The organism is Lysobacter enzymogenes, from assembly GCF_900106525.1.
GTDB lineage: Bacteria > Pseudomonadota > Gammaproteobacteria > Xanthomonadales > Xanthomonadaceae > Lysobacter > Lysobacter enzymogenes.
The window spans coordinates 86969-109197 of sequence record NZ_FNOG01000011.1 but is presented as its reverse complement, the minus strand read 5'-3'; the positions used below and the strand labels follow the sequence as shown (position 1 = coordinate 109197).

The following is a 22229-nucleotide window of genomic DNA, read 5'->3' as shown; positions in this document are numbered from 1 at the left end:
AGTCCCGACGCTTTCCGATCCGCACGCGCCGCCCTTCCTGCAAGCGCTGCAGCCTCTGGCACAAAAGCGTCGGGACTGAAGTCCCTCCCACAACAGCAGCATTCCCGCTACGGCGGCGCCCAGGCGGGCGCCGCCGGTCGCTGGCGAAACACCTCACCCCAAGTCGTGCAGGATGTTGTCCGCCGCCTGCAACGCCAGCGCCGCGATGGTCAGGGTCGGGTTCGCCGTCGCCGTGCTCGGGAACACGCCGCTGCCGACCATGTAGAGATTGTCGTGATCCCACGACTGCTGGCGCGCGTTGAGCACCGAGTCGGTGGCGCTGGTGCCCATGCGGTAGGTGCCGATGATGTGGCCGGCGCCGTAGAAGACGAAGTTCTGGCCCTGGTAGCGGAAGGTCGTCGGCGAGGCGCCGGGCCCCTTCATCACCGCATCGGCCGGCGGCTGGGTGTATTCGGTCGCGCCCAGCGCCTGGAAGATCCGGGTCGACACCTGCTTGGCCGAGACGAAGGCGTTGCGCACGTAGTCTTCGCGGATGCGGTAGGTCACCTGCGGCCGCGGCAGGCCGAGGTGGTCCTTGTACTGGCTCGACAGCGTCACCCGGTTGTCGGGATCGGGCAGTTGCTCGATCAGATAACCCAGGCGCAGTTGCCGGATGTAGACGGCGTTGAGCGTGCTCACCAGCTTGGAACCGTAGAGCTGGCTGAACGCCGGCAGGTTCGGATCGAAGCGCAGCTTCTGTCCCTGCGCGTTGACCGAGTTGCCGTTGAGCTGGCTGTTGTTCTGGCCGAACACGAAATCGGCCAGGGTGGTGTTGGGATCGTTGGCCGCCCAGTTCCAGCCCTCGTTGCCGATCTCGATGCGATAGGCCGCGCGCTGGTTGCGGAACGCGCCGTCGCGCGCGGCTTCGATGCCCGAGGTCGCCAGCGGCCCGCGATAGGCGTAGATCGGATCCTTGGCCAGGCCCCAGGCCAGGTACATCACGTGGTCCATCAGGTTGCGCCCGACCTGGCCGGAGCCGTTGGCCACGCCGTTGGGCCAGCCGGGGTTGCGGTTGGACATCAGCAGCAGCTTCGGCGTTTCGATCGCGTGCGCGGCCAGGATGTAGCGCTTGCCCACCGCGGTGCCGCCGCCGGTGGACGGCCCGGTCTGGGTGTCGTAGGTCAGAAAGTCGATGCCGCTGACCTGCTTGCCGCTGAGGCGGATGTTGCTGGCCACGGCCTGGTACTGGATCTGCACGTTGCCGGTCTGCAGCGCCTGGGCCAGGGTCACGCTGCCGTCGTACTTGGCCTGGATCGGGCAGATCGGAATGCAGTTGGTGTTGCCCGCGCACTGGCGGCGGTTGCCCGGGCGCGAGTTGCGGCCCTGCGGCGTCGGGGTGACGAACAGCGAGATGCCGTCCACCGTCAGCGAGGTCACCTTCTGCTGATACAGCGCGTCGTTGAGCGACATCACGATGCCCGGCATCGGGAAATCGTAGTTCGGCCCGTACACGCCGTCGGGCTGCACGTTGAAGGTCTTGTACAGCGTCACCATCGCATCGCGGTCGCTGGACACGCCGATCACTTCGGTCGCGGCGCGGTAATACGGCAGCAACTGGTTGTAGAACTTCGCGCCGCCGGGCCAGTCCACGCCCTGGCCGTACTTGCTCTTGAGCTGGAAGTCGTTGGGCAGGTGCATCAGCGAGGTGCCCAGCCAATGCCAGGTGGTGCCGCCGGCGACGCGCTCGTAGGAACTGCCGAAGGCGAAGGTCATCTGCGGATCGGTCGGCGAGGTCACCGCCTGCGGGCCGTAGACGAAATAGCACTGCTTCGGGTTCTGCCAGGCGTTGATCTGCAGCACCGTGTAGCGCGGCGTGTTGAGCGTGGCCGGATCGGGCTGGCCGAGCGGATTGCCGTCGCTGCCGGGGCCCTGCAGGGTCGGCGGATACGGCGATTCGGGGGTCTTGGCGTTGGCGGTGAAGAACGTCTGCAGATAGTCCTCGCGGCTCTTGGGCACCGGCGGCCCGCCTTCGAGGATCAGCACCTTCTTGCCGGCCTTGCCGAGCTGGTAGGCGATGATCGCGCCGGAGATGCCCGCGCCCACGATCACCACGTCGAAGCCGCCGGGAGGCGTCGGGATGTTCATACCGGATTCTCCAGATAGGCCGACAGCGGCGGCGGGTCGTTGGCCCAATAACCGTAGTTGTAGGTGGTTCTGCCCATCGGATGCGATTGCATGACCCGCCACACCAAACCCTGGGTGTAGCTGTCGGCCGACAGCACGGTGCTGAAGGTCTGCCCGCCGGTGGGCGAGCCCGCATCGGCCAGCACGGTCGGCCAGGCGCCGGCGTACCACAGGAAGATCAGCTGGCGCATCGCCAGGATCTGCGCGGCGTTGGTGCCGGTGCCGCCGAGCATCTGGCCGACGATCTGCTCCTCGCTGCCGGGCTTGCTGCCGCCGGCTTCGAACAGCTTCTTGTACTGGATCAGGATCTGCTCGGCCGTGCCGTTGGGCAGGTTGTCGTCGAAGGCCTGCAGGTACTCGGCCTTGATGTTGATCGTGTCGAGCTGCGGCGCGATCGCATCGCGGCTGAAGCCGGTCAGGCCCACGCTCATGCTGACGAAATAATCCATGTAGTCGAACACCATGTCGCTGTCCCCTTATTGCGCGCGCTGCAGCAGGTAGGTGAAATCCGCACGCTTGCTGTTGTGCATGGTCGCGTCGTTGTGGCAGTCCATGCAGCTCGACGACCCCTTCGGCACGCGGCCCTGGATGTAGGTCTCCATGGTGGCGTTGGCGAGGAAGGTCGGCGCCGGATTGCCGGTGGGATCGATCGGGTTCTTGGCGTTGGTCGGCCACTGCGTGCTGATCAGCTCGTAGTTGGCCCACACCGTGCCCGGGTAGTTCTTCTTCAACAGCGCCTGATACGTCGCGTTGAGCCGCTTGGTCGAGTCGGTCAGCGGAATCACCCGCATCACCTGGGTCGGCTGGGTGTAGGGCGTGTTCGGATTCCACGGCCGCGGCGGCGGCTGGTTGACCTGGCAGGTCGTGCAGCTCTTGTTGAAGAAGTTGTAATGCGCCTTGTCGATCGGCTCGCCCTGGCTGGGCACGTTGTCCACGTGCTCGAAGCTCGACCACACCCACTGCGGTTCGCCCTGGGTCTTGTGCGCGATGTGCAGGCCGACCAAACCCACCGTCTGCAGCTTGCACGCCGCCTGCACGCCCTCGTGTTCGCCGGGGTTGGTGTAGACCAGCGCCTTGGCGGTGTGGAAGCGCTTGGCGTCGTCGCCGGCGCCCATCACCTTCCACGCCGACTTGACCATGATCGCGCCGACCTTGGGCGAGCCCTTGGGCAGGGCGAAATTCGCCGGCTGGGCGAACTTTTCCTGCCCGGCCTTGCTGTACAGGCCGTTGGCGACGATGTTGTCGAACATGTCCTGGTTGGTCAGGATCGCGAAGCGCACGTACTGGCCGTTCTGGTCGATCAGCGGGCCGGTCTCGAACGGCTCGGCGCTTTCGTCGAGCACGTTCGGGGTCTTGCCGACCTGGGTCAGGCGCAAGTTCGCATCGCCCTGGCCGTTGCACACCGCCGGCGGCGGCGTGTCCTGGCCCCACGGCGGCGGGGTCGCGCCGCCGGGCAGGAAGATCTCGCGGCTTTCCTTCCAGTTCTCCCACACCGTCGGCACGTCCGGGCCGATGGTCGCGCCGGACTGGGGATTGCCGTCGGGCCCGGCCGGCCAGTTCACCGCGACGAAGGACTGCCACGAGAACAGATCGAAATCGTCCTGCAGGTCCTGCAGGTTCGGATTGCTCTGCGGCACGCTGACGTCTTTGGGAATCGTCGAGCTCAGCGGCGGCGGCGGCGGCGCGTCGTTCCAGGCTTGTTGCGGCCGCGCCGGCGCGCCGGACTCGGTCTTGACGTTGCCGTCGCTGCAGGCGGCCAGCGCGAGCGTCAGCGCCGCCGCCAGCAACGGCAGCGAGCGCGTCCGCGCGGGCGAGCGCGCGTGTGTACGGAAGGTATGCGGCATGTCCTGGTCCCCGGGCTCCTCGATGGACGAAGCGGAGGCTTCCGCTTCGCGGCGAGACGGCCCGTGCCAGTGCGCGCGGCCGCGCGCGCTGCGCGGTCGTGGCGACGTCGGCTGGCTGGCATAGCGCGGGCTGCTTCGCGTCGGGAACGCACGCTAGCGGCGCGAGCGCGGCGAAAGTGCGATGCGCGAAGCAGAAGCCGCGCCGATCGCGCAACTGCGCATTCGCGCGGCGCATTTGTCCTCGCCGGGCACGGCACTGCGTATACAACCGTGGGACCGTGCGGGCCGCGCGCCAGAAACGGCGAACAGCGGTAGTGCGAAGGTGAGCGTGAGTGAACACTGTTGCGCCGCAGCGCGGATTTGCGCGAAGGCGCGCGCGCCGCGGCCGCAGACGGCGAACAAAAAAAGAGGCGCCGGACCGAAGTCCGGCGCCCCTGGGGGCAACCCGCGCCGCATGCGCACGGCGCGGGCCGCCGACCCTACGGCGCAGCCCCGCCACGGGGCCGCGCCGCTACGGTGCTCAGGGAGCGGCCGCCGCCACCGCTGCGCAGGCGACGCTGTTCTCCTGCGCCAGTGTGTCGTAGCTCTTCTGGCCCTGCGCCTGCACCGGCAACAATGCGCGATAGCGGGCGTCGTAGGTCGAGGCCAGCAGGCACGCCGCCGACTGGGCGTGGAACTTGAGTCGGCCGTTGCCGAAGCTGCTGTCGAAGCCGACCGCGCCGAGATCGTTGCCGCCGGTGGCGGCGACCTTGACCAGGGAGTCGTAGGTCGACTCGGCCAAGGCGACCCGGCGTTGCCGCAGGTCGGTCTCGCGCTGCGCCTTCTGCGCCGCGGTGGCGTTGGCCGGCAACGCCGCCGGCACGGTCGCGTCGGTGAGCTGGCGCTGGTGCTGCAGGCCCAGCAGCGCCAAGGCGGCCACGTGCGGCGTCGCCGCCGAGGTGCCGTCGAAGCCGGCGCTGGATTCGGTGCTGACCACCGCGAAGCTGGCCAGGTCCGGTTTGGCGTTGCCCGCGGCCTGCCCGGCCGGACGCGCACCGCCGGCGGCGAGCACCGGGCCGCGCGAGCTGTAGGCTTCCAGCGCCGAGTCGGCGGCCCGGATCGCGGCCACGCTGATCACGCTGGCCGAATCCGAAGGCGGCAGCAGCGAGCGCTCATTGGAGCGGAACTCCGGATCGATCGCCTTGCTGCCCATGATGCGCAGGAAGTTGGCCGCGCCGGCGGTCTTGCGCAGGATGCGCACGCCGAAGATGCCGCCGCTGATGCCGCGCGCGCTGGGGAAGGCGTTGTTGCACACGGCGGTGGCGTCGGCCAGCGGCGGCTTGTAGCTGATCAGCTCCACCGGACGCTGGCCGGCGCCGCCGTTTTGCGCGTCGTCGGACGAAGCCACCTGCACCCACCCGGCCGGCGCCGCGTCGATCCAGCGCCAGGTGGCGAAATCGAAGCGCCGGGCCGTCGCGTCGCGCCAGCGCACCAGCTCGAGCCGATAGTCGGCGTCGGTGGCGTTGTTCGCGCTCTGCCAGTCGTTCCAGCCCAGCGCGGCGAACAGCGACCAGGTCGAAGCACTCGGTTCGGCCAGGCCCACCGGCGTGCATTGCGCTTGCGCGGCCGGCTGGTTCAACGCTCCGGTGGTCGGCAGCAGCACCATCACGTTGGACGGCCGGGCGCTGCCGTCGGGGTTGAGATTGGCGGCGCCGAAGTTCTGATAGACGTTGGCGCCCGCACCGGCGGTGCTGTCGCCATCCCAATAGTGCTGGCCGTGGTTGCCGGCGGCGTTGAGCACGATCGCGCCGTTCGCCGCGGCCGCGGCGATGGCATCGTACAGGCCCTTGAATTCGCTGTTGCTGGTGCTGCCGTCGCCCGGCGAGAAGGGATAGTTGAAGCCCAGCGAAGCGGTGATCACCTGCGCGCGCGGCTCGCCCTGCGGCGCGTTCTGGGCATTGAGGTTGGCCGCGTTCTGCACGCCGGCGACCCAAGCCGCGTCGCTGCCGGACACGTCGTAAGTACGGTAGCTGGCGTTCGGCGCGATGTCGTAGACGATCTCGGTCACTGCGTTGCCGTGCGACTGGCCCGAATACCCGAACGCCCGTCCGTTGCCGGGGGCGATCTTGGTCAGGCGCGCATCGGCAGGCCAGTTGTCGCCAGCCTGCAGCGCTGCGACCTGGCCGTTGTTGTCGCCGAACTGGTCCATGATCGCGATGGTCAGGCCGTCGCCGCGCAATTCGCGACGCAGCGCCTGCGCCACCACCGCGGCGTTGCCGAACGCGCGCAGCGTATTCAGCGCGCTGGCGTCCGCGCCCTCGGTGTAGGCGACCGGTTCGGCCATTGCTTTCAGGCCCACCGTCGCGACCCCGCTCAGGCCCGCGACCCATTCCAGCTTGTCCAGCGGCACCAGCGCTTCCAGCACCGGCGAGCCGTTGATCGCGGCGGCGTGCACGCCCTGGGCGAGCAAGGTGTCGCGCAGCGTGTGGCTGGCGCGTTCCAGCAGGCTCGGGTTCTGCAACTCATCGAAGCTCAGCGCCAGGCCGACGCTGACCTTGACCTTCTCGCCCTCGCGCCAGCGCCCGGGGATGCCGGCGCGTTCGAGCGCGGCGATCTGCGCGGTCGCGGTCGCAGCGCTGCGCGCGGCGCTGCCGGACGCGGGGCCGGCGCCCTGCGCCGCCGGGCTGGCGGCAAAGTCCTGCACCGCCTCGAGCAACTGGCCGCCGCCGAGCTTGGCCTGGGCCGGGTTGCGCGGCGTGGGCGCGACATAAGCGACCGCACGCAGGCTCGGTGCGGAGGACGCGGCCACGGGCGCGGCGACGATCGGCGCGCCGAACGCGCCGCTCGCTGCGGCGGCCGGCGTCGGTGCCTGCGCCTGCGCATTGGCCTGCGGCGCCTGGCGCGACCACACCAGCACCGAGGCGCAGGCCGCGGCCAGGCCGAGTACGGCGAACTTCTTCGAGGACAGCTTTTTCATGGACCGTTCCTGTGTGCGAATGAACGGAGGCAAGCGCGTACCGAACGCGCGCAGCCGTCCGCCTCGCAGCGCCCGGCCTCAGCGCCGGGTGCCTGCGAAAGAAATAGAAGGTGGAATGGAGCGCAGTAAGTTGCATGTTTCGTGTGCGCTCACAGACTCAAACGCGATCGCCGCGCGATCCCCCTACGCAGGTGTCGGATTTGCTAAAGAACGAATCGCCATAAAAGCGGCGATAGGGGGAAGGCGCGCAGATGCGTTGTGTCCACGCCGGGCAAATCGCGCCGCGTTCGCGCGCTTGCATTAAGACGTCGAAAGCGGCGTCAAAACCCCGGCGGCGCCACCGGTTTCATCCGCAACGATCGCGTCGCGCTCAGCCCTGCGGCGCGCCGCGCGCCAGGATCGTTTCCGCGCGCGGCGGCGCGCCGAACAGGCGCTTGTACTCGCGCGAGAACTGCGAAGGACTTTCGTAACCGACGCGATGCGCGGCGGTCACCGCCTCCATGCCGTCGATCATCATCAGCCGGCGCGCCTCGTGCAGGCGCAGGTGCTTTTGGAATTGCAGCGGCGACATCGTGGTCACCGCCTTGAATTGGTGGTGCAGCGACGAGGTGCTCATGTGCAGCTCGTCGGCCAGGTCTTCGATGCACAGCGGCAGCAGGTAGCGCTGGCGCAGCATGGTCACCGCCTTGGCGATGCGGCTGGAGCGGCTGTCGGTGACCGCCAGCGCGCGCAGACGATGGCCGAGGTCGCCCATCAGCACGCGGTAGAAGATCTCGCGCAGCGCCATCGGCGCCAGCACCGGTAAATCCTGCGGCGTGTCGAGCAGGCGCATCAGTCGCAGCACCGCGTCCATCAGCGTGGTGTTGACCTTGGCCGCGTACAGGCCGAGGTCGACGCCGCTGTGTTCGTTCGGCGGCGCTTGCCCCGCATCGACGATCAGGCGCGCGATCTCGGCCGGATCGATGTCGATGCGCAAACACAGGTAGGGCTTGTCCGGCGTCGCCTCGATCACCTGACCGATCATCGGCAAGGTCACCGACACCACCAGGTAGTTGAGCGGGTCGTAGTGATAGACGCGATCGGACAGCGTCACCACCTTGCGGCCCTGCGCGACCACGCACAGGCGCGGCTCGTACACCGACGGCGAGCACTCGGTCGGCGCGCCCATCCGGATCAGGTGCAGCGGGCGCACCCGGGTGTCGTGCACGCCGTCGCCGGCGACCGTCAATCGGGCAATCCGGTCCACCAGCTCGGCCTGCGCCGCGCAATGCCCGCGCTGGGCGATGGTATCGGCGGAAGTATTGGCGCTCATGGCTTCCCGGGGGCGGGCTGACGCTTACGATTATCGGTACGAATCTGGCCTGAGACTGTGCCGCTTCGGCCGAATTGCAGGATCGGGCAATGATGCGGCAGTAATGTACTAACGCGATGACGGTTTCGAGCCTAATTTAATCCTACTCCCCCAGCGGTCCCCGACTCCGGCCTTGCCGGACGGGCCGGTGGGCGGCGGCCCGGTCGCGGCGTCCCTGGTGACGGTCCCGGCCGCGGCCGGCGCGCCGGTCAGGAGCCGCCGGCGGGCCGGTGCGCGAGCGCCGCCGATCCGCCCTGCCAGCGAGACCACGCCAGCCCCGGGAACCCACAGCCAACCGTTCGTCCGCCGCTGCGTCGCGCGCGCCTCGTCGCGTCCATGCGCATCGCGGCTGACGAATTTGTCAGCGCAGCGACAGCCTCGCGTATGCGCGCGGCGCCTACAGTGCGACGGCGGCCCTCGTGCGCGCCGCGCATTCGCCGCAGCGTTGCGGCACGCATACGAATCTTTCCACGCGCTATGGCTGCTCGACGGCCGCACAGCGTGGAAACTCCGCACCACCGATCCTGCCGTCGGAACCTCACAACGATGTGGATAGTCCAATACGCGCTGAGCCGCCGCTACACCATCGGCGTCCTGGCGATCCTGATCCTGCTGTTCGGCGTACTGTCGGCGCGCAAGATGCCGACCGACATCCTGCCCGAAGTCGGCATCCCCTCGGTCAACCTGGTGTGGACCTATAGCGGCCTACCGGCCGCCGACGTCGCCGCCAAGATGACTTCGTTCTCCGAGGCGGCGATCCTCAACACCGTCGACGACCTCAAGGAAGTCCGTTCGGAAACGCTCAACGGTGCCAGCATCGTGCGCATCGACTTCCAGCCCACGGTCAGCCTCGACCGCGCGCTGGTGCAGATCACCTCGGTCTCGCAGACGATCCTGCGGCGCATGCCGCCGGGCACCTCGCCGCCGCTGGTGGTGCGCAACAACGTCTCCTCCACGCCGGTGCTGCAGTTGGTGCTGTCGTCGGATTCGCTGACCGAAGCGCAGCTCTACGACTACGCGCGCCTGCAGTTGCGCTCGCAGATCCAGACCATCCCCGGCATCCGCATGACCCTGCCCTACGGCGGCGCGCCGCGGCAGATCATGGTCGACCTCGACCCCGCGCGGCTGCAGACCTACGGCCTCACCCCCGCAGACGTGACCGCGGCGCTGGAACGCGGCAGCCCGACCCTGCCCTCGGGTTCGATCCGCGAAGGCGCGCGCGAGATGCAGATCTCGATCGACACCAGCCCGGCGACCGCGACCGAGTTCCTCGACATCCCGGTGGCTTCGCGCGCGGGCACCGTGATCTACGTGCGCGACATCGCGTCGGTCCGCGACGGCGGCGCCTTGCAGACCAACGTGGCGCGCATGGACGGCTCCAGCGCGGTGTCGGTGGCGCTGATCAAGCTCGGCGGCGCCTCGGCGGTGGAGATCGTGCGCGCAGTGCGCGAGCGCCTGCCCGAGATCGAAGCCTCGGCGCCGCCGGGCACGCGCATCCACGCGATCTTCGACCAGTCGGTGTTCGTCGACAACGCGATCGGCTCGATCCAGCACGAAGCGATGCTGGTCGGCCTGCTGGTGGCGCTGGTGGTGCTGGTGTTCATCGGCTCGTGGCGTTCCAGCCTGATCGTGCTGTCGGCGATCCCGCTGGCGTTGCTGGCCTCGGTGGCGATGCTGCATCTGCTCGGCTACACCTTCAACGTGATGACCCTCGGCGGCCTGGCGCTGGCGATCGGCATCCTGGTCGACAACGCGGTGGTCGACGTCGAAAACACCAACCGCAACATCGCCCTGGGCAAGGACGTGCGCACCGCGATCCTGGACAGCGCCAAGGAAGTGGTGTTCCCGGAAATGGTCTCGACCATTTCGATCTGCATCGTGCTCACGCCGATCCTGCTGATGACCGGCCTGTCGGCGTGGGTGTTCACCCCGCTGGCGCTGGCGGTGATCTTCGCGATGCTGGCCTCGTTCCTGCTCTCGCGCACGCTGATCCCGGTGCTGTGCTATCTGCTGCTGCCGGCGGACATCCAAAGCCGCGCCAATCCGCGCTGGGCGCCGGAGAAGTTCCTGCTCGCGATCAACCACAAGGTCGAGCACGCGCTCGACTCGCTGCGCGACAAGCATCACGCGCTGCTGGTCCGGCTCGGCCATCATGGCGCGGTGCTGACCGTGGTCGCGCTGCTGGTGTTCGGTGTGGGCGCGCTGGCCGCGGCGTCGCTGGGCCGCGAGTACTTCCCGCAGGTGGACGCCGGCCAGCTGCGCCTGCAGGTGCGCCTGCCCACCGGCACCCGCCTGGAAGAGACCGCGGCCAAGCTCAGCGAGATCCAGCGCGAGATCCGCGCGATCATCCCGCCCGCCGAACTGCAGACCGTGTACGAGCAGATCGGCGTGCCCGACGCGATCAACCTGTCGCTGGTCGACAGCACCGTGGTCGGCTCGTTCGAGGCCGAGATCATGCTGCAGTTGCGCTCGCCGCACGCCAACAGCCACGATTATCTGGTCAAGATCCGCAAGCGCATCGCCGAGCGCTTCCCCGACGTGAAGCTGTTCGAGCGTCCGCCGGACGCGACCAGCCGCACGCTCGCCGGTTCCGCCGCGGCCGCGTTCGAAGTGCGGCTGATCGGCCGCGACGTGCCCGGCAACATGGCGCTGGCGCGCGAGATCGAAAAGCGCCTGCATCAAGTGCCCGGCGCGGTCGACATCGCCCTGCGCCAGGTGCTGGACCTGCCCGAGTACCAGGTCAAGATCGACCGCACCCGCGCCGCCCAGCTCGGCCTGGACCCGCAGCAGGCCGCGCGCGCGGTGCTGGCGGTGCTCGGCTCGGCCGGCACGGTCTCGCCGGTGTACTGGACCGACACCGTCAACGCCATCGCCTACACCGTGCAGGTGCAGGCGCCGCTCAACCAGATGCAGAACATCGACCAGCTGATGAACTCGCCGCTGCGCATCGGCGCCAACGGCGAGGCGGTCCTGCTGCGCAACATCGCCACCGTGACGCCACGCAACGTGCCGGCGAGCATCGCCCGCACCACGCTCGCGCCGACCATCAGCGTCATCGCGAACGTGGAAGGCACCGACCTGGGCTCGGTCTACGACAAGCTCAGCGCGATCACCAAGGAACTCAACGGCAAGCTCAAGCCCGGCAACCGCATCGAGATCGTCGGCCAGGCCGGCGAGATGCAGAACGCCTACGGCGAGCTCGCCGCGGGTTTGGTGATGTCGGCGATCCTGGTGTTCCTGGTGCTGGTAGTGAACTTCCAATCGTGGATCCAGCCGGCCGTGGCCATGTCCGGCCTGCCGATCGCGATCGCCGGCGCCGCCGTCGGCCTGTTCGTCACCGGCACGCCGCTGAGCGTGCCGGCGCTGATGGGCGTGATGATGGTGATCGGCGTGTCGACCGCGAACTCGGTGCTGGTCACCAGCTTCGCGCGCGGCTTGATCGCCGACGGCCACGACCCCGAACTGGCTGCGTACGAATCGGCCGCGGTGCGACTGCGCCCGGTGCTGATGACCGCCAGCGCGATGATCCTGGGCATCGTGCCGATGGCGATAGGATTGGGCGACGGCGGCGAGCAGAACGCGCCGCTGGGCCGCGCGGTGATCGGCGGCCTGCTGTTCGGCACGCCGGCCACGCTGATCCTGGTGCCCTCGATCCTCGCCGTGGTCGGCCGCCGCCGCAAACCGGCCGGCGGCGAAGACGCCACCACCGACACCACCGCCGCCGCCCCGGGCGACGGCAACCCCGCTGGAGCCAACGCATGAACCGCTCGATCCCCACTCAAGCGACCGTCCGCGCGCCCTCGTTGCGCACCGCGCTGAGCCTCGCGGTCGCCGGCCTCGTACTGATCGCCGCCACCGGCTGCGGCCGCAGCGAAGCCGAGACCGCGCAAGCGCCGGCCACGCCCGAAGTGCTCACCGTGCAAGCCAAGCCCGCCGACGCCGCCTACGACCTGAGCCTGCCGGCGCGCGCCCAGGCCGGCGAATCGGCGGCGCTGTACGCGCGCGCCACCGGCTTCGTCAGCGAGCGCAAGGTCGAGCTCGGCGACAAGGTCGGCGCCGGCCAGGTGCTGGCGACGATCTCCGCGCCGGAGATCGACCAGGCCGTGCGCGAAGCGCGCGCGGTGCTGGCCCAGACCACGGCCGACGAAGAACTGGCCAAGATCAACTTCCAGCGCGCGCAGCAGCTGATCGGCACCGGCGCGGTATCGAAGGAATACTTCAGCGACCGCAAGGGCAACTTCGACGTCGCCGTGGCCGCGCGCAACGCCTCGCAGGCGCGGCTGACCTCGGCGCTGGAACGCCAGTCCTTCACCGCCGTGCGCGCGCCGTTCGCCGGCGTGGTAGTGGCGCGCAACATCGAGCGCGGCGACCGCGTGGTCGGCGACTCGGCCACCGCGACCGTGCCGATGTTCGAAGTGGCCGTGCTCGACCCGCTGCGCGTGGTGGTCGACGTGCCGCAGAACGTGTCGCTGCAGATCCAGAACGGTTTGCAGGCCGAAGTGACCTTCCCCGAATTGCCGGGCCAGGTGTTCAAGGCCGAAGTCGCGCGCAGCGCGCGCGCGCTGTCGCGCGACGCCGGGGTGATGCGCACCGAACTGCGCCTGCCCAACCCCGACGGCCGCATCCCCGCCGGCATGGTCGGCAGCGCGCGCCTGCACTTGCCGCGCGCGGCGGCGGCGGTGGTGCTGCCGGTCTCGACCGTGGTCCAGCGCGCCGCCGGCACCCAGATCGCGACGGTGACGCAGGGTTCGACTTTGGCGTATCGCGACGTCACCCTCGGCCGCAATCTCGGCAACGAGATCGAAGTGCTGACCGGCATCGCGCCGGGCGACACCGTGGTGCTGGCGCCGAACGCGCTGCTGGCCGACGGCAACAAGGTCAGCGCGAAGGCGTTGCCGCCGCCGGCGAAGAAGTCGTAAGCCCGACGGGCCCTCATCCGGTCCTTCGGACCACCTTCTCCCGCGAGCGGGAGAAGGAACGGCGGACGGCGTCGCTGATCGAAGCTCCGCTCCAGCGCGTGTAAGAACGATGCCGCTTAAAGCCCCTCTCCCGCTTGCGGGGTGAGGGGCTGCGCTTGCGAGCCATCGGCTCGCGCAGCACCGAACGCCCGAACGCCCTGCGTTCGGGCCGGGGTGCGGGGTTGGGGTGAGGGCCGCGCCCTACCCGCGCAAAGCCTTGGCGTGATGCGCAATATGCTCGCCGATGAAAGTCGAGATGAAGTAGTAGCTGTGGTCGTACCCCGGCCGCAGCCGCAACTGCAGCGGATGCCCCGCCACCTCGCAAGCCGCGCGCAACAGATCCGGCTTGAGCTGCGCCACCAGAAACTCGTCGTCGCCGCCCTGGTCGATCAGCAGCGGCAAACGCTCCTTCGCGCCCGCCACCAACGCCGTCGCATCCCACTCCTGCCAGGCCTCGCGATCCTCGCCCAGATACGCCGAGAACGCCTTCTCGCCCCACGGCGACTGCGACGGCGCGGCGATCGGCGAGAACGCCGACACGCTGCGATAGCGTCCCGGATTCTTCAGCGCGATCGTCAACGCGCCGTGCCCGCCCATCGAATGCCCGCTGATCGCGCGCGCGCTGGTGGTCGGGAAATGCGCGTCCACCAGCGCCGGCAATTCATCGACCACGTAGTCGTACATGCGGTAATGCCCCGCCCACTTCGGCCGGGTGGCGTTGAGGTAGAAGCCTGCGCCGATGCCCAGGTCGTAACCCTCGGCATCGGGAATGCCTTCGCCGCGCGGGCTGGTGTCGGGCGCGACCAGGATCAGCCCGTGCTCGGCCGCATAGCGCTGCGCGCCGGACTTGGTGATGAAGTTCTGCTCGGTGCAGGTCAGGCCCGAGAGCCAGTACAGCACCGGGCAATCGCCGCTCTCGGCCTGCGGCGGCAGATAGACGCCGAAGCGCATCGTGCAGCCGAGCGTGGTGGCGGTGTGGCTCCAGACCTGCTGGCGGCCGCCGAAGCAGCCGTGGGATTCGATTTTTTCCATTCGCGTCTCGTCCTCGGCTCCGGCCCTCATCCGCCCTTCGGGCACCTTCTCCCGCCAGCGGGAGAAGGAACAGCGAGCAGCGTCGCCGCTTCTAACCCCTCTCCCGCTCGCGGGAGAGGGGCTGGGGTGAGGGTCGCCGCGCTCAGTAGTGAATCACCGTGCGAATCGACTTGCCCTCGTGCATCAGATCGAAGGCCTCGTTGATCCGCTCAAGCGGCAGCGTGTGGGTGATGAACGGGTCCAGGTCGATCTCGCCCTTCATCGCCTGCTCGACCATGCCCGGCAACTGGGTGCGGCCCTTGACCCCGCCGAACGCGGTGCCGCGCCACACGCGGCCGGTCACCAGCTGGAACGGACGCGTCTTGATCTCCTGCCCCGCGCCGGCCACGCCGATGATGACCGACTCGCCCCAGCCCTTGTGGCAGCATTCCAGCGCCGAACGCATCACCTCGACGTTGCCGATGCATTCGAAGCTGAAATCGACGCCGCCGTCGGTCATCTCGACCAGTACTTCCTGGATCGGCCGGTCGAAGTCCTTCGGGTTGACGCAATCGGTCGCGCCCATCGACTTGGCCAGTTCGAACTTGGTCGCGTTGGTGTCCACGCCGATGATGCGCCCGGCCTTGGCCTGCACCGCGCCCTGGATCACCGCCAGACCGATGCCGCCGAGGCCGAACACCGCGACGGTGTCGCCCGGCTGCACCTTGGCCGTGTTGTGCACGGCGCCGATGCCGGTGGTGACGCCGCAACCGAGCAGGCACACCTTCTCCAGCGGCGCTTCGGGGTTGACCACGGCCAGCGAGATTTCCGGCACCACCGTGTACTCGCTGAAGGTGCTGCAGCCCATGTAGTGATAGATCGGCTGGCCCTCATAGCTGAAACGCGTGGTGCCGTCGGGCATCAGGCCCTTGCCCTGGGTGGCGCGCACGGCCTGGCATAGGTTGGTCTTGCCCGACAGGCAAAACTTGCACTTGCGGCATTCGGCCGTGTACAGCGGGATCACGTGATCGCCCGGCTTGAGGCTGGTGACGCCTTCGCCGACTTCGACCACCACGCCACCGCCCTCGTGGCCGAGCACGGCCGGGAACAGGCCTTCGGGATCGTCGCCGCTGAGGGTGAACGCGTCGGTGTGGCAGACACCGGTGGCGTGGATGCGCACCAGCACTTCGCCGGCCTTGGGCGGCTGCACGTCGATCTCGACGATCTTCAACGGTTCGCCGGCGGCGAAGGCGACGGCGGCGCGGCTTTTGATGACCCGGCTCATGGGCGGATATCTCCTGGTGGCGGGAGGTGATCGCGGCGAACGCCGCGGAATTCGTGGTGAGTGGACGTCGCGGTTATTTCAGGTACGAGCGCACCAGCGCGGCGATCTCGTCGATGCTGGCCTCGCGCCCGCGGTCGGCCACGGCCTGGCCGAGCTCCTCGCGGATATGGCTTTCCAGCACTTCCGACATCAGCCCGTTGACCGCGCCGCGGATCGCCGCGATCTGCTGCAGCACCGCCGCGCATTCGCTGCCGGCCTCGAGCGCGCGCTCCAGCGCCTCGGTCTGGCCCTTGATCCGGCGCACGCGGGTGAGGACGCGCTTTTTTTCGGCGGGGGAGTGCGGCATGACGGGCTCCGGGCGGTGGCGCCTGATACTGGGGGATAGTATCAGATGCACACCCCACATGGCCTACCTGTAGGAGCGGCGCAAGCCGCGACCGCGCCATCGCACGCGCCGGCGCAAACAGCACAGCGGCCGGACACCCACCCGCCCGAGGACAGCCGCGCCGGCAACTGCGGTGCCGCGGTCGCGGCTCGCGCCGCTCCTACAGGGGGCTTCGGGCGGATGCGAAAACGGCGCGCCGTTTGGCGGGGGCGGAGCGCTCGGCCGCTCAGCCGGTGTTCTGCACGCCCGCCGCGATCCCGTTGACCGTCGCCACCAACGCCTGCAGCAGCGCGTCGTCGGGCCGGTCGGCGGCGCGCCAGCGCGCGAGCAGGTCGACCTGGAGCAGGCTGATCGGGTCGACGTAGGGATTGCGCAGGCGGATCGACTGGCGCAAACGGTGATCGCCGCGCAGCAGTTCGTCGCTGCCCTTGATCGCCAGCACCGCGTCGCGGGTGCGTTCGAACTCGGCGGCGATGCCGGGATGGAATCGCGCGTGCAGGTCGCCGTCCGGCAACGTCGAGGCGAGCTGCGAGTAACGCTCGAAGATCGCCGGATCCGACTTGGCCAGCACCATTTCCAGATCGTCGATGAGGGTGCCGAAGAACGGCCAGTCGCGCGCCATTTCCGCCAGCGTGTCGCGGCCGTGGCGGTCCAGCGCGGCGGCCAGGCCAGTGCCCACGCCGTACCACGCGGTCAGCCCGGCGCGGTTCTGCGACCAGGCGAACACCCACGGGATCGCTCGCAGCGACGAGATATCGCCGCTGCCGGCGCGCTTGGCCGGACGCGAGCCGATGCGCAGCCGCTCGATCACGTCGATCGGCGTGGCCGCGCGGAAGTACGCCGGGAACTGCGAGTCTTCGTGCACCAGCGCGCGGTAGTGCGCGCGCGCCTCGCCGGCTAGTTCGCCGGCGATCCGGCGCCAACCGGCCTCGCGCGGCTCCGGCGCGCGCGGGCGCAGGGTCGCGCGCAGCACAGCGCCGCTGGTCTGTTCCAGGTTGCGCAGCGCCAGCGCGCGGATGCCGTACTTGCGGTGGATCACCTCGCCTTGCTCGGTCAAGCGCAGATAGCCGTCGACCGAACCGCGCGGCGCGGCGATCACCGCGCGCTCGGTCTTGCCGCCGCCGCGGCTGATCGAGCCGCCGCGGCCGTGGAAGAACGCGATGCGCACGCCGCTGTCGGCGGCCAGCGCGGTCAGCGCGATCTGGGTCTGCTGCAGCGCCCAGCGCGAGGCGACCATGCCGCCGTCCTTGGCGCTGTCGGAATAGCCCAGCATCACCACCTGGCGGTCGCCGCGCGAGCGCAGGTGATCGCGATACACCGGGTCGGAGAACAACGCGCGCAAGGTGTCGGCGGCGGCATCGAGGTCGTCGACGGTTTCGAACAGCGGCGCCACGTCCAGCGGCACCCGGCCGCGGTCGTCGGCGCAGCCGGCGGTGCGCGCCAGCGCCAGCACCGCCAGCGCGTCGGCGGCGCTGCGGCTCATGCTGACGATGTAGGGGCCGAACGCGCGCGCGCCGAAGCGCGGGCGCAGCCGCGCGACCGCGCGGAACACGTCCAGCGTCGGCTGCGCCGCGGCCGCGGCCGGACGCGCCGGCGGCGCTTCGCCGTCGAGCAACTGGTGCAGGCGCGCCGCGCGCGCGGCGACATCGAGCGCGGCCCATTCGGGTTGCTCGAACAGCGCCGCCAGCGCGGCGTCGTGGGTGGCCGAATCCTGGCGCAGGTCGAGCCCGGCCAGATGGAAGCCGAAGCACTCCGCGCGCCGGCGCAGGCGCCGCACCGCGAAGCCGCCGGCGTGCGCGCCCTGGTGCGCGGCCAGACTGCGTTCGATCAAATCGATGTCGGCCAGGAACGCGGCGGCGTCGGGATAGCCGTGCACGCTCTCTTCCAGCGTGGCCTGCAAGCGCGCCGACATCAGCCCGAGCAGGTTGCGGTAAGGCATGTCGGCGTGGCGCGGCTTGAGCAGCGCGGCGGCCTTGGGCAGCAGGTAGCGATAATCCTCGACCTTGGCCAGCACCGCGTCGTCGACGCGCACGCGGTGCACCGACTGGCTCAGCAATTCTTCCAGCGATGCCAGATCGCGCCGATACGCCGCCAGCACCAGCGCGCGCTGGCCGGCGAGCGTGGCGGCGATGGTGTCGGCGCCGACATTCGGATTGCCGTCCATGTCGCCGCCGACCCAAGTGCCGAAGCCGAGCACGTCGGGCAGCGCCGGCGCGCCGCCGTAGGTTTCGCGCAAGGCTTCTTCGAACACTTCGTAATAGACCGGCAGCACCCGGTACAGCACGTCGGACAGATAGAACCCGACGTGCTCGAATTCGTCGGCGACGCTGGGCTTGGCCGCCGGCGCTTCGGCGGTCTGCCAGCTCGCGGTCAGCGCCAGGCGGATGCGCTCGCGGTCGGCGCGACGCTCGGGCGGGGTGCGGCCGCGGTCGATGTCGGCGACCAAACACTCGACGATGGTGCGTTCCTTCTCCAGCAGCGCGCGCCGCACCGCTTCGGTGGGGTGGGCGGTGAACACCGGCTCGATCCGCAGCCGCGGCAGCAGCGCGGCCACTTCCTCGGCGCTGACGCCCTGCCGCGCCAAAGTCGCGAGCGCGTCGCGCAGTCCGCCGGGCTGGGCGCCGGCGCCGCTGCGTTCGTAGTCGCGGCGGCGGCGGATGCGGTGCACGCGCTCGGCCAGGTTGACCGCCTGGAAGTAGGTGGCGAACGCACGCACGAGGTCGGCGGCTTGTTCGAGATCGATGTCGACCAGCGCCGCGGCCAGCGCGTCGATGGGCTCGCCGGCTTCGCGCCGGCGGATCGCGGCGCGGCGCAAGCGCTCGACGCCGTCGAGGAAGCCTTGCCCGCGCTGTTCGGCGAGGATCTCGCCGACCAGCGCGCCGAGGGTTTTCACGTCCTCGCGCAATAAAGCATCGGTGGGGGCGAAGTCGGCCGCGCGTTCGGCCGCCTGCTCGGCCCATTCCGCGGCACGCAAAGGTTCGTCGCTGCTGTCGGTCATGACGTTCATCCGTCCAAGGCTAGCGCAGTGGCTTGTGCATTGCAGCAAGCATGGCGGGACGGCTTGGTTGCAGTTGAAACGACCTCCCCGGCGGCGCGCGCATGACAGCGGCGTTGCAGCGCGGCGACGACGACGCCCGCCGCGCCACCGATCGGACGACCGAAGGCGCCGCCGCCTCTGGCGCGGCGCGCGCGCAACGCGGACACTGTCGCACTTTCCGCCGCCCGCCCGTTCGCAAGGATCGCGTCATGCCGTATTTCGGCCTCGGACTGCACATCGTCGTCGCCCTGTATTTCGCCGTGCACGCCGTGCGCAGCGGCCAGGACCGCTACTGGCTGATGGTGCTTTTCATGTTCCCGCTGCTCGGCAGCGTGGTCTATGCCTTCGCCATCTGGCTGCCCGAACAGCGCCACAGCCGCCACGGCCGCGCCCTGGTCGGCAACGTGCGGCGCATGCTCGACCCGGGCCGCGAACTGCGTCAGGCGCAGGACGCCTTCGACGACTCGGCCACCACCGACAACCGCCTGCGCCTGGCCGACGCCCTGCTCGGCGCGGGCCGCGCCGGCGATGCGCTGCCGCTGTACCGCGCCGCGCTCAGCGGCGTGCATCGCGAAGATCCGCACATCCAGGTCAAGCTCGCCCACGCACTGCTGGAAGCCGGCGAGCCGGCGCAGGCGCGGCAACTGCTCGACGAACTGATCGCCAAGCGCCCGGATTTCCGCTCGCCGGACGGCCACCTGACCTATGCGCGCGCGGTCGCCGCGCAAGGCGACAAGAGCAAGGCGAAGGAAGAGTTCGAAGCGCTGACCGGCTACAGCAGCGGCTTCGAAGCGCATGCGTATTACGTCGAATGCCTGATCGGCTGGGGCGACACCGGCCGCGCGCGCGAGTTGTGCGAACAGGCGCAGGCCAAGGCGCGGCGGCTGCCGGCGTATGCGCGCAAGATGCATCGTGCGGAATTGGACAAGCTGCGCGAGCTGGAAAAACGCGCGCAGGCCCTGTGACGCGGCGGGAGATAGCGGATAGGAATCCGGAGATAGCGCAAGCCCGCTTTTCGCTATCTCCTGACTCCTAACCGCTACGTTCTCTGACCCTATCCCCCGCCGTCTTCGCCGCGCAGCAACGCCGCCACCCAATCCCTCACCCACTGCAAGCGCGCCGCGCCCTCGGCCTCGGGCAGCCACGCCAGGTACAGGCGCTTCACCGGCGCGGGTTGCGGCAACGTCAGCGGTGCCAATTCGCCGCTGGCCAGGCGCTCGGCGATCAGGCGCGGATACAGCAGCGCGATGCCCTGCCCGGCCAGCGCCGCGCTGATCGCCGGCATCGGCGAGGACAGGCTCAGCTGCGGCAGCGGCCAGGCCGCGGTGTCGGCGCCGAACCACGCCGGCCAGTCCTCGCGCCAGCCGTCGCTGACCACGTGCAGCAGGCGCGCGCCGGGCACCGGGTCCAGCCACCAGCGCTGCGGATCCAGGCGCGCCAGCAGGCCCGGCGAGGCCACCGGCAGCAGCGCCTGCTCGAACAGCAGTTCGCCGCGCAGGCCGTGCTCGGCCGGCTCGCGGTGCATCAGCAGCGCGTGCACGCGCGCCTGGGCCAAGTCGGCCGGGCCGGCGGGGCAGAACAGCTGCAGTTCGAAGCCGGCGCGCGCGGAGAACTCCTCGATCCGCGGCAACAGCAGGCTCACGCTGAGGCTGGTCGGCGCGCCCAGCTGCAGGCGCCGGCTCTCGTCGCCGCGCAGACGCAGGCGCGCGGTCGCCGCCTCGATGCGCTCGAACCCGTCGATCAGCGCTTCGCCGAACTCGCGCCCCAGCGGCGTCGGCCGGGCGCGGCCGCCGCTGCGGTCGAGCAGGCGCAGGCCGAAGGCTTCCTCCAGATGCTGGACGTGCTGGCTCAGCGCGGCGTGGCTCAGGTGCAGGCGCTCGGCGGCGCGACGCATGCCGTCGTGGCGGACCACCGCGGCGAAGGCCTGCAGGGCGCGCAACGGCGGCAACCGGCGGGCGGGCGCGTCGTCGCCGGAGCCGGGCGGGAGCGAGCCGGGCTTAGTGGTCACTTTTACTTACCGCCTTTCTCGATAAACGAGATTTTTCAAAAGGATATCGGCGGATAGATTTACCACATGTCCATCGCCCCGCTGACCGCCACGGCCGCCGTCGCCGCCCGCCCCCTGCTCCTGCGCGCCGGCCTGATGGCCGCCGCCTCCACCTCGCTGGCCCTGCTGGCCCTGCTCAGCCGCTACACCCGCGGACTGGCGCCGGAGCTGGTGACCTGGGGCCGCTTCATCCTGCCCGCGCTGATCCTGACCGCATTCGTGCGCGGCCCCGACTGGCGCGCGGCCTGGTCGCTGGCCGACCGGCCCGGCTGGGTGCGCGCGCTGTGCGCGGTGATCGCCCAGGTCTGCTTCGTGCTCGCCGCGACCCAGGGCGACCTGCTGCAGGCGGTGCTGCTCTACAACACCGGCCCCTTGTTCATTCCGCTGGTGGCGTGGCTGTGGCTGGGCGAACGCCTGCGCCCGGCGACGCTGGCCGGACTGGCGCTGGGCTTTCTCGGCGTACTCGCGGTGCTGCAGCCCGGCACGCGCGGGTTGGATCCGCTGGCGCTGATCGCACTGACCGGCGGCCTGGCGATGGCGGTGTCGCAGGTGCTGTTCTACCGCAGCGCACAGCGCCAGCCGCCGCTGCGCAACCAGTTCAAGCTCTACACCCAAGCCTCGCTGCTGAGCCTGCCGCTGGCCGCACTCGGCGCCGCGCACACGCCCTGGGCCGCCGTGCTGGCCGGCGAAGCCGCCTCCGAACCGGTGTGGGTGCTGAGCTTGGCCTTGCTCGGCATGACCGCCTGCAGCCTGGGCAACCAATCCCTGCGCGACCTGGCCTACCGCGGCATGGACAACGCCTCGACCCTGGCCCCGCTGATGTACGTCGCGGTCCCGGTCAGCGCCGCGCTCGACTGGCTGCTGTTCGACCGCGTAGCCGCGCCATCGGCAATGCTCGGCGCCGCGTTGGTCGTAGCGGGCGCGGTGGTGGCCTTGCGCAGCGGTGCGCGTGCGCAGCGGGCAGAGGCTTCGTAGCCCGCTTGAGCGGTGCTAGACGGATAGCGTATCGAGCGAACATGCCACGCACGACGCATCGGCAAACTGCTCTCGCTATCGCCGTTGTCGTTGCTTTTGCCCTTCGCTCCCCCCGCCGCCCCGAACTCGCCACAGGCAAGCGTAGACCCGATAGGGCGGCGCACAGGATGTGCGCCGTGCGCCACCCAGGCCATGGATGGCCTGTGTGGCGCATCCC

At 69.8% G+C, this 22229-nt stretch carries 14 protein-coding genes; 4 read left to right on the top strand and 10 right to left on the bottom strand.

Annotated elements, in window-relative coordinates:
• Positions 1-153: 153 nt before the first annotated feature.
• From BLU84_RS23165 to BLU84_RS23145, 5 genes are all read right to left on the bottom strand, one after another.
• The gene (locus BLU84_RS23165) at positions 154-2124 is read right to left on the bottom strand and encodes a GMC family oxidoreductase (RefSeq protein ID WP_074872665.1); all 1971 of its coding nucleotides are present in this window, start codon (positions 2122-2124) and stop codon (positions 154-156) included.
• Positions 2121-2627, bottom strand: coding sequence for a hypothetical protein (locus tag BLU84_RS23160; protein ID WP_074872662.1), 507 nt, complete (start codon positions 2625-2627; stop codon positions 2121-2123). The genes BLU84_RS23165 and BLU84_RS23160 overlap by 4 nt, the downstream gene beginning before the upstream one ends.
• Positions 2628-2639: 12 nt before the next feature.
• Positions 2640-4007 (bottom strand): hypothetical protein, encoded by a 1368-nt coding sequence (locus tag BLU84_RS23155; protein ID WP_233431209.1) that lies wholly within the window; start codon positions 4005-4007, stop codon positions 2640-2642.
• 520 nt (positions 4008-4527) lie between these two features.
• Positions 4528-6963 (bottom strand): S8 family serine peptidase, encoded by a 2436-nt coding sequence (locus BLU84_RS23150; RefSeq protein ID WP_074872659.1) that lies wholly within the window; start codon positions 6961-6963, stop codon positions 4528-4530.
• Positions 6964-7333: 370 nt separating this feature from the next.
• Positions 7334-8275, bottom strand: a complete 942-nt coding sequence (locus BLU84_RS23145) for an AraC family transcriptional regulator (protein WP_074872656.1) — start codon at positions 8273-8275, stop codon at positions 7334-7336.
• A 585-nt stretch (positions 8276-8860) separates the two neighbouring features.
• Here BLU84_RS23145 and BLU84_RS23140 point away from each other — a divergent pair.
• Both BLU84_RS23140 and BLU84_RS23135 read left to right on the top strand, forming a co-directional pair.
• Positions 8861-12076 (top strand): efflux RND transporter permease subunit, encoded by a 3216-nt coding sequence (locus BLU84_RS23140; RefSeq protein WP_074872655.1) that lies wholly within the window; start codon positions 8861-8863, stop codon positions 12074-12076.
• Positions 12073-13233, top strand: a complete 1161-nt coding sequence (locus tag BLU84_RS23135; RefSeq protein ID WP_083383050.1) for an efflux RND transporter periplasmic adaptor subunit — start codon at positions 12073-12075, stop codon at positions 13231-13233. Before BLU84_RS23140 ends, BLU84_RS23135 begins: the two co-directional genes overlap by 4 nt.
• A gap of 240 nt (positions 13234-13473) precedes the next feature.
• Here the strand turns inward: BLU84_RS23135 and fghA are convergent, their stop codons facing one another.
• The 4 genes from fghA to ppc all read right to left on the bottom strand — a co-directional run bounded on the left by fghA (position 13474) and on the right by ppc (position 18951).
• Complete coding sequence (gene fghA, locus BLU84_RS23130) at positions 13474-14304, bottom strand: S-formylglutathione hydrolase (protein WP_074872649.1); 831 nt, start codon at positions 14302-14304, stop codon at positions 13474-13476.
• Positions 14305-14446: 142 nt separating this feature from the next.
• Positions 14447-15556 carry an S-(hydroxymethyl)glutathione dehydrogenase/class III alcohol dehydrogenase gene (locus BLU84_RS23125; protein ID WP_074872758.1) on the bottom strand — a complete coding sequence of 370 codons (1110 nt, stop codon included), beginning with the start codon at positions 15554-15556 and terminating at the stop codon, positions 14447-14449.
• Positions 15557-15641: 85 nt separating this feature from the next.
• The gene (gene frmR / locus BLU84_RS23120) at positions 15642-15914 is read right to left on the bottom strand and encodes a formaldehyde-responsive transcriptional repressor FrmR (RefSeq protein WP_074872646.1); all 273 of its coding nucleotides are present in this window, start codon (positions 15912-15914) and stop codon (positions 15642-15644) included.
• Positions 15915-16179: 265 nt separating this feature from the next.
• The gene (gene ppc, locus BLU84_RS23115; RefSeq protein WP_083383054.1) at positions 16180-18951 is read right to left on the bottom strand and encodes a phosphoenolpyruvate carboxylase; all 2772 of its coding nucleotides are present in this window, start codon (positions 18949-18951) and stop codon (positions 16180-16182) included.
• A gap of 248 nt (positions 18952-19199) precedes the next feature.
• On the opposite strand from ppc, the gene BLU84_RS23110 reads away from it, so the two are divergent.
• Positions 19200-19955: a tetratricopeptide repeat protein gene (locus BLU84_RS23110; protein WP_074872752.1), complete on the top strand. Its 756-nt coding sequence runs from the start codon at positions 19200-19202 to the stop codon at positions 19953-19955.
• 89 nt (positions 19956-20044) lie between these two features.
• Here the strand turns inward: BLU84_RS23110 and BLU84_RS23105 are convergent, their stop codons facing one another.
• Entirely contained in the window at positions 20045-20998 is a 954-nt protein-coding gene (locus tag BLU84_RS23105) for a LysR family transcriptional regulator (RefSeq protein WP_074872643.1), read from the bottom strand.
• 66 nt (positions 20999-21064) lie between these two features.
• Between BLU84_RS23105 and BLU84_RS23100 the strand changes: the two genes are divergently transcribed.
• Positions 21065-22012 carry a DMT family transporter gene (locus BLU84_RS23100; RefSeq protein ID WP_074872640.1) on the top strand — a complete coding sequence of 316 codons (948 nt, stop codon included), beginning with the start codon at positions 21065-21067 and terminating at the stop codon, positions 22010-22012.
• The last annotated feature ends 217 nt before the right edge of the window (positions 22013-22229 follow it).

Coding starts and splice junctions, on each gene's coding strand:
- fghA (WP_074872649.1), bottom strand. CDS start 14,304: ATGGAAAAAATCGAATCCCACGGCTGCTTCGGCGGCCGCCAGCAGGTC.
- BLU84_RS23165 (WP_074872665.1), bottom strand. CDS start 2,124: ATGAACATCCCGACGCCTCCCGGCGGCTTCGACGTGGTGATCGTGGGC.
- BLU84_RS23140 (WP_074872655.1), top strand. CDS start 8,861: ATGTGGATAGTCCAATACGCGCTGAGCCGCCGCTACACCATCGGCGTC.
- BLU84_RS23100 (WP_074872640.1), top strand. CDS start 21,065: ATGTCCATCGCCCCGCTGACCGCCACGGCCGCCGTCGCCGCCCGCCCC.
- BLU84_RS23145 (WP_074872656.1), bottom strand. CDS start 8,275: ATGAGCGCCAATACTTCCGCCGATACCATCGCCCAGCGCGGGCATTGC.
- frmR (WP_074872646.1), bottom strand. CDS start 15,914: ATGCCGCACTCCCCCGCCGAAAAAAAGCGCGTCCTCACCCGCGTGCGC.
- BLU84_RS23110 (WP_074872752.1), top strand. CDS start 19,200: ATGCCGTATTTCGGCCTCGGACTGCACATCGTCGTCGCCCTGTATTTC.
- ppc (WP_083383054.1), bottom strand. CDS start 18,951: ATGACCGACAGCAGCGACGAACCTTTGCGTGCCGCGGAATGGGCCGAG.
- BLU84_RS23135 (WP_083383050.1), top strand. CDS start 12,073: ATGAACCGCTCGATCCCCACTCAAGCGACCGTCCGCGCGCCCTCGTTG.
- BLU84_RS23150 (WP_074872659.1), bottom strand. CDS start 6,963: ATGAAAAAGCTGTCCTCGAAGAAGTTCGCCGTACTCGGCCTGGCCGCG.
- BLU84_RS23155 (WP_233431209.1), bottom strand. CDS start 4,007: ATGCCGCATACCTTCCGTACACACGCGCGCTCGCCCGCGCGGACGCGC.
- BLU84_RS23160 (WP_074872662.1), bottom strand. CDS start 2,627: ATGGTGTTCGACTACATGGATTATTTCGTCAGCATGAGCGTGGGCCTG.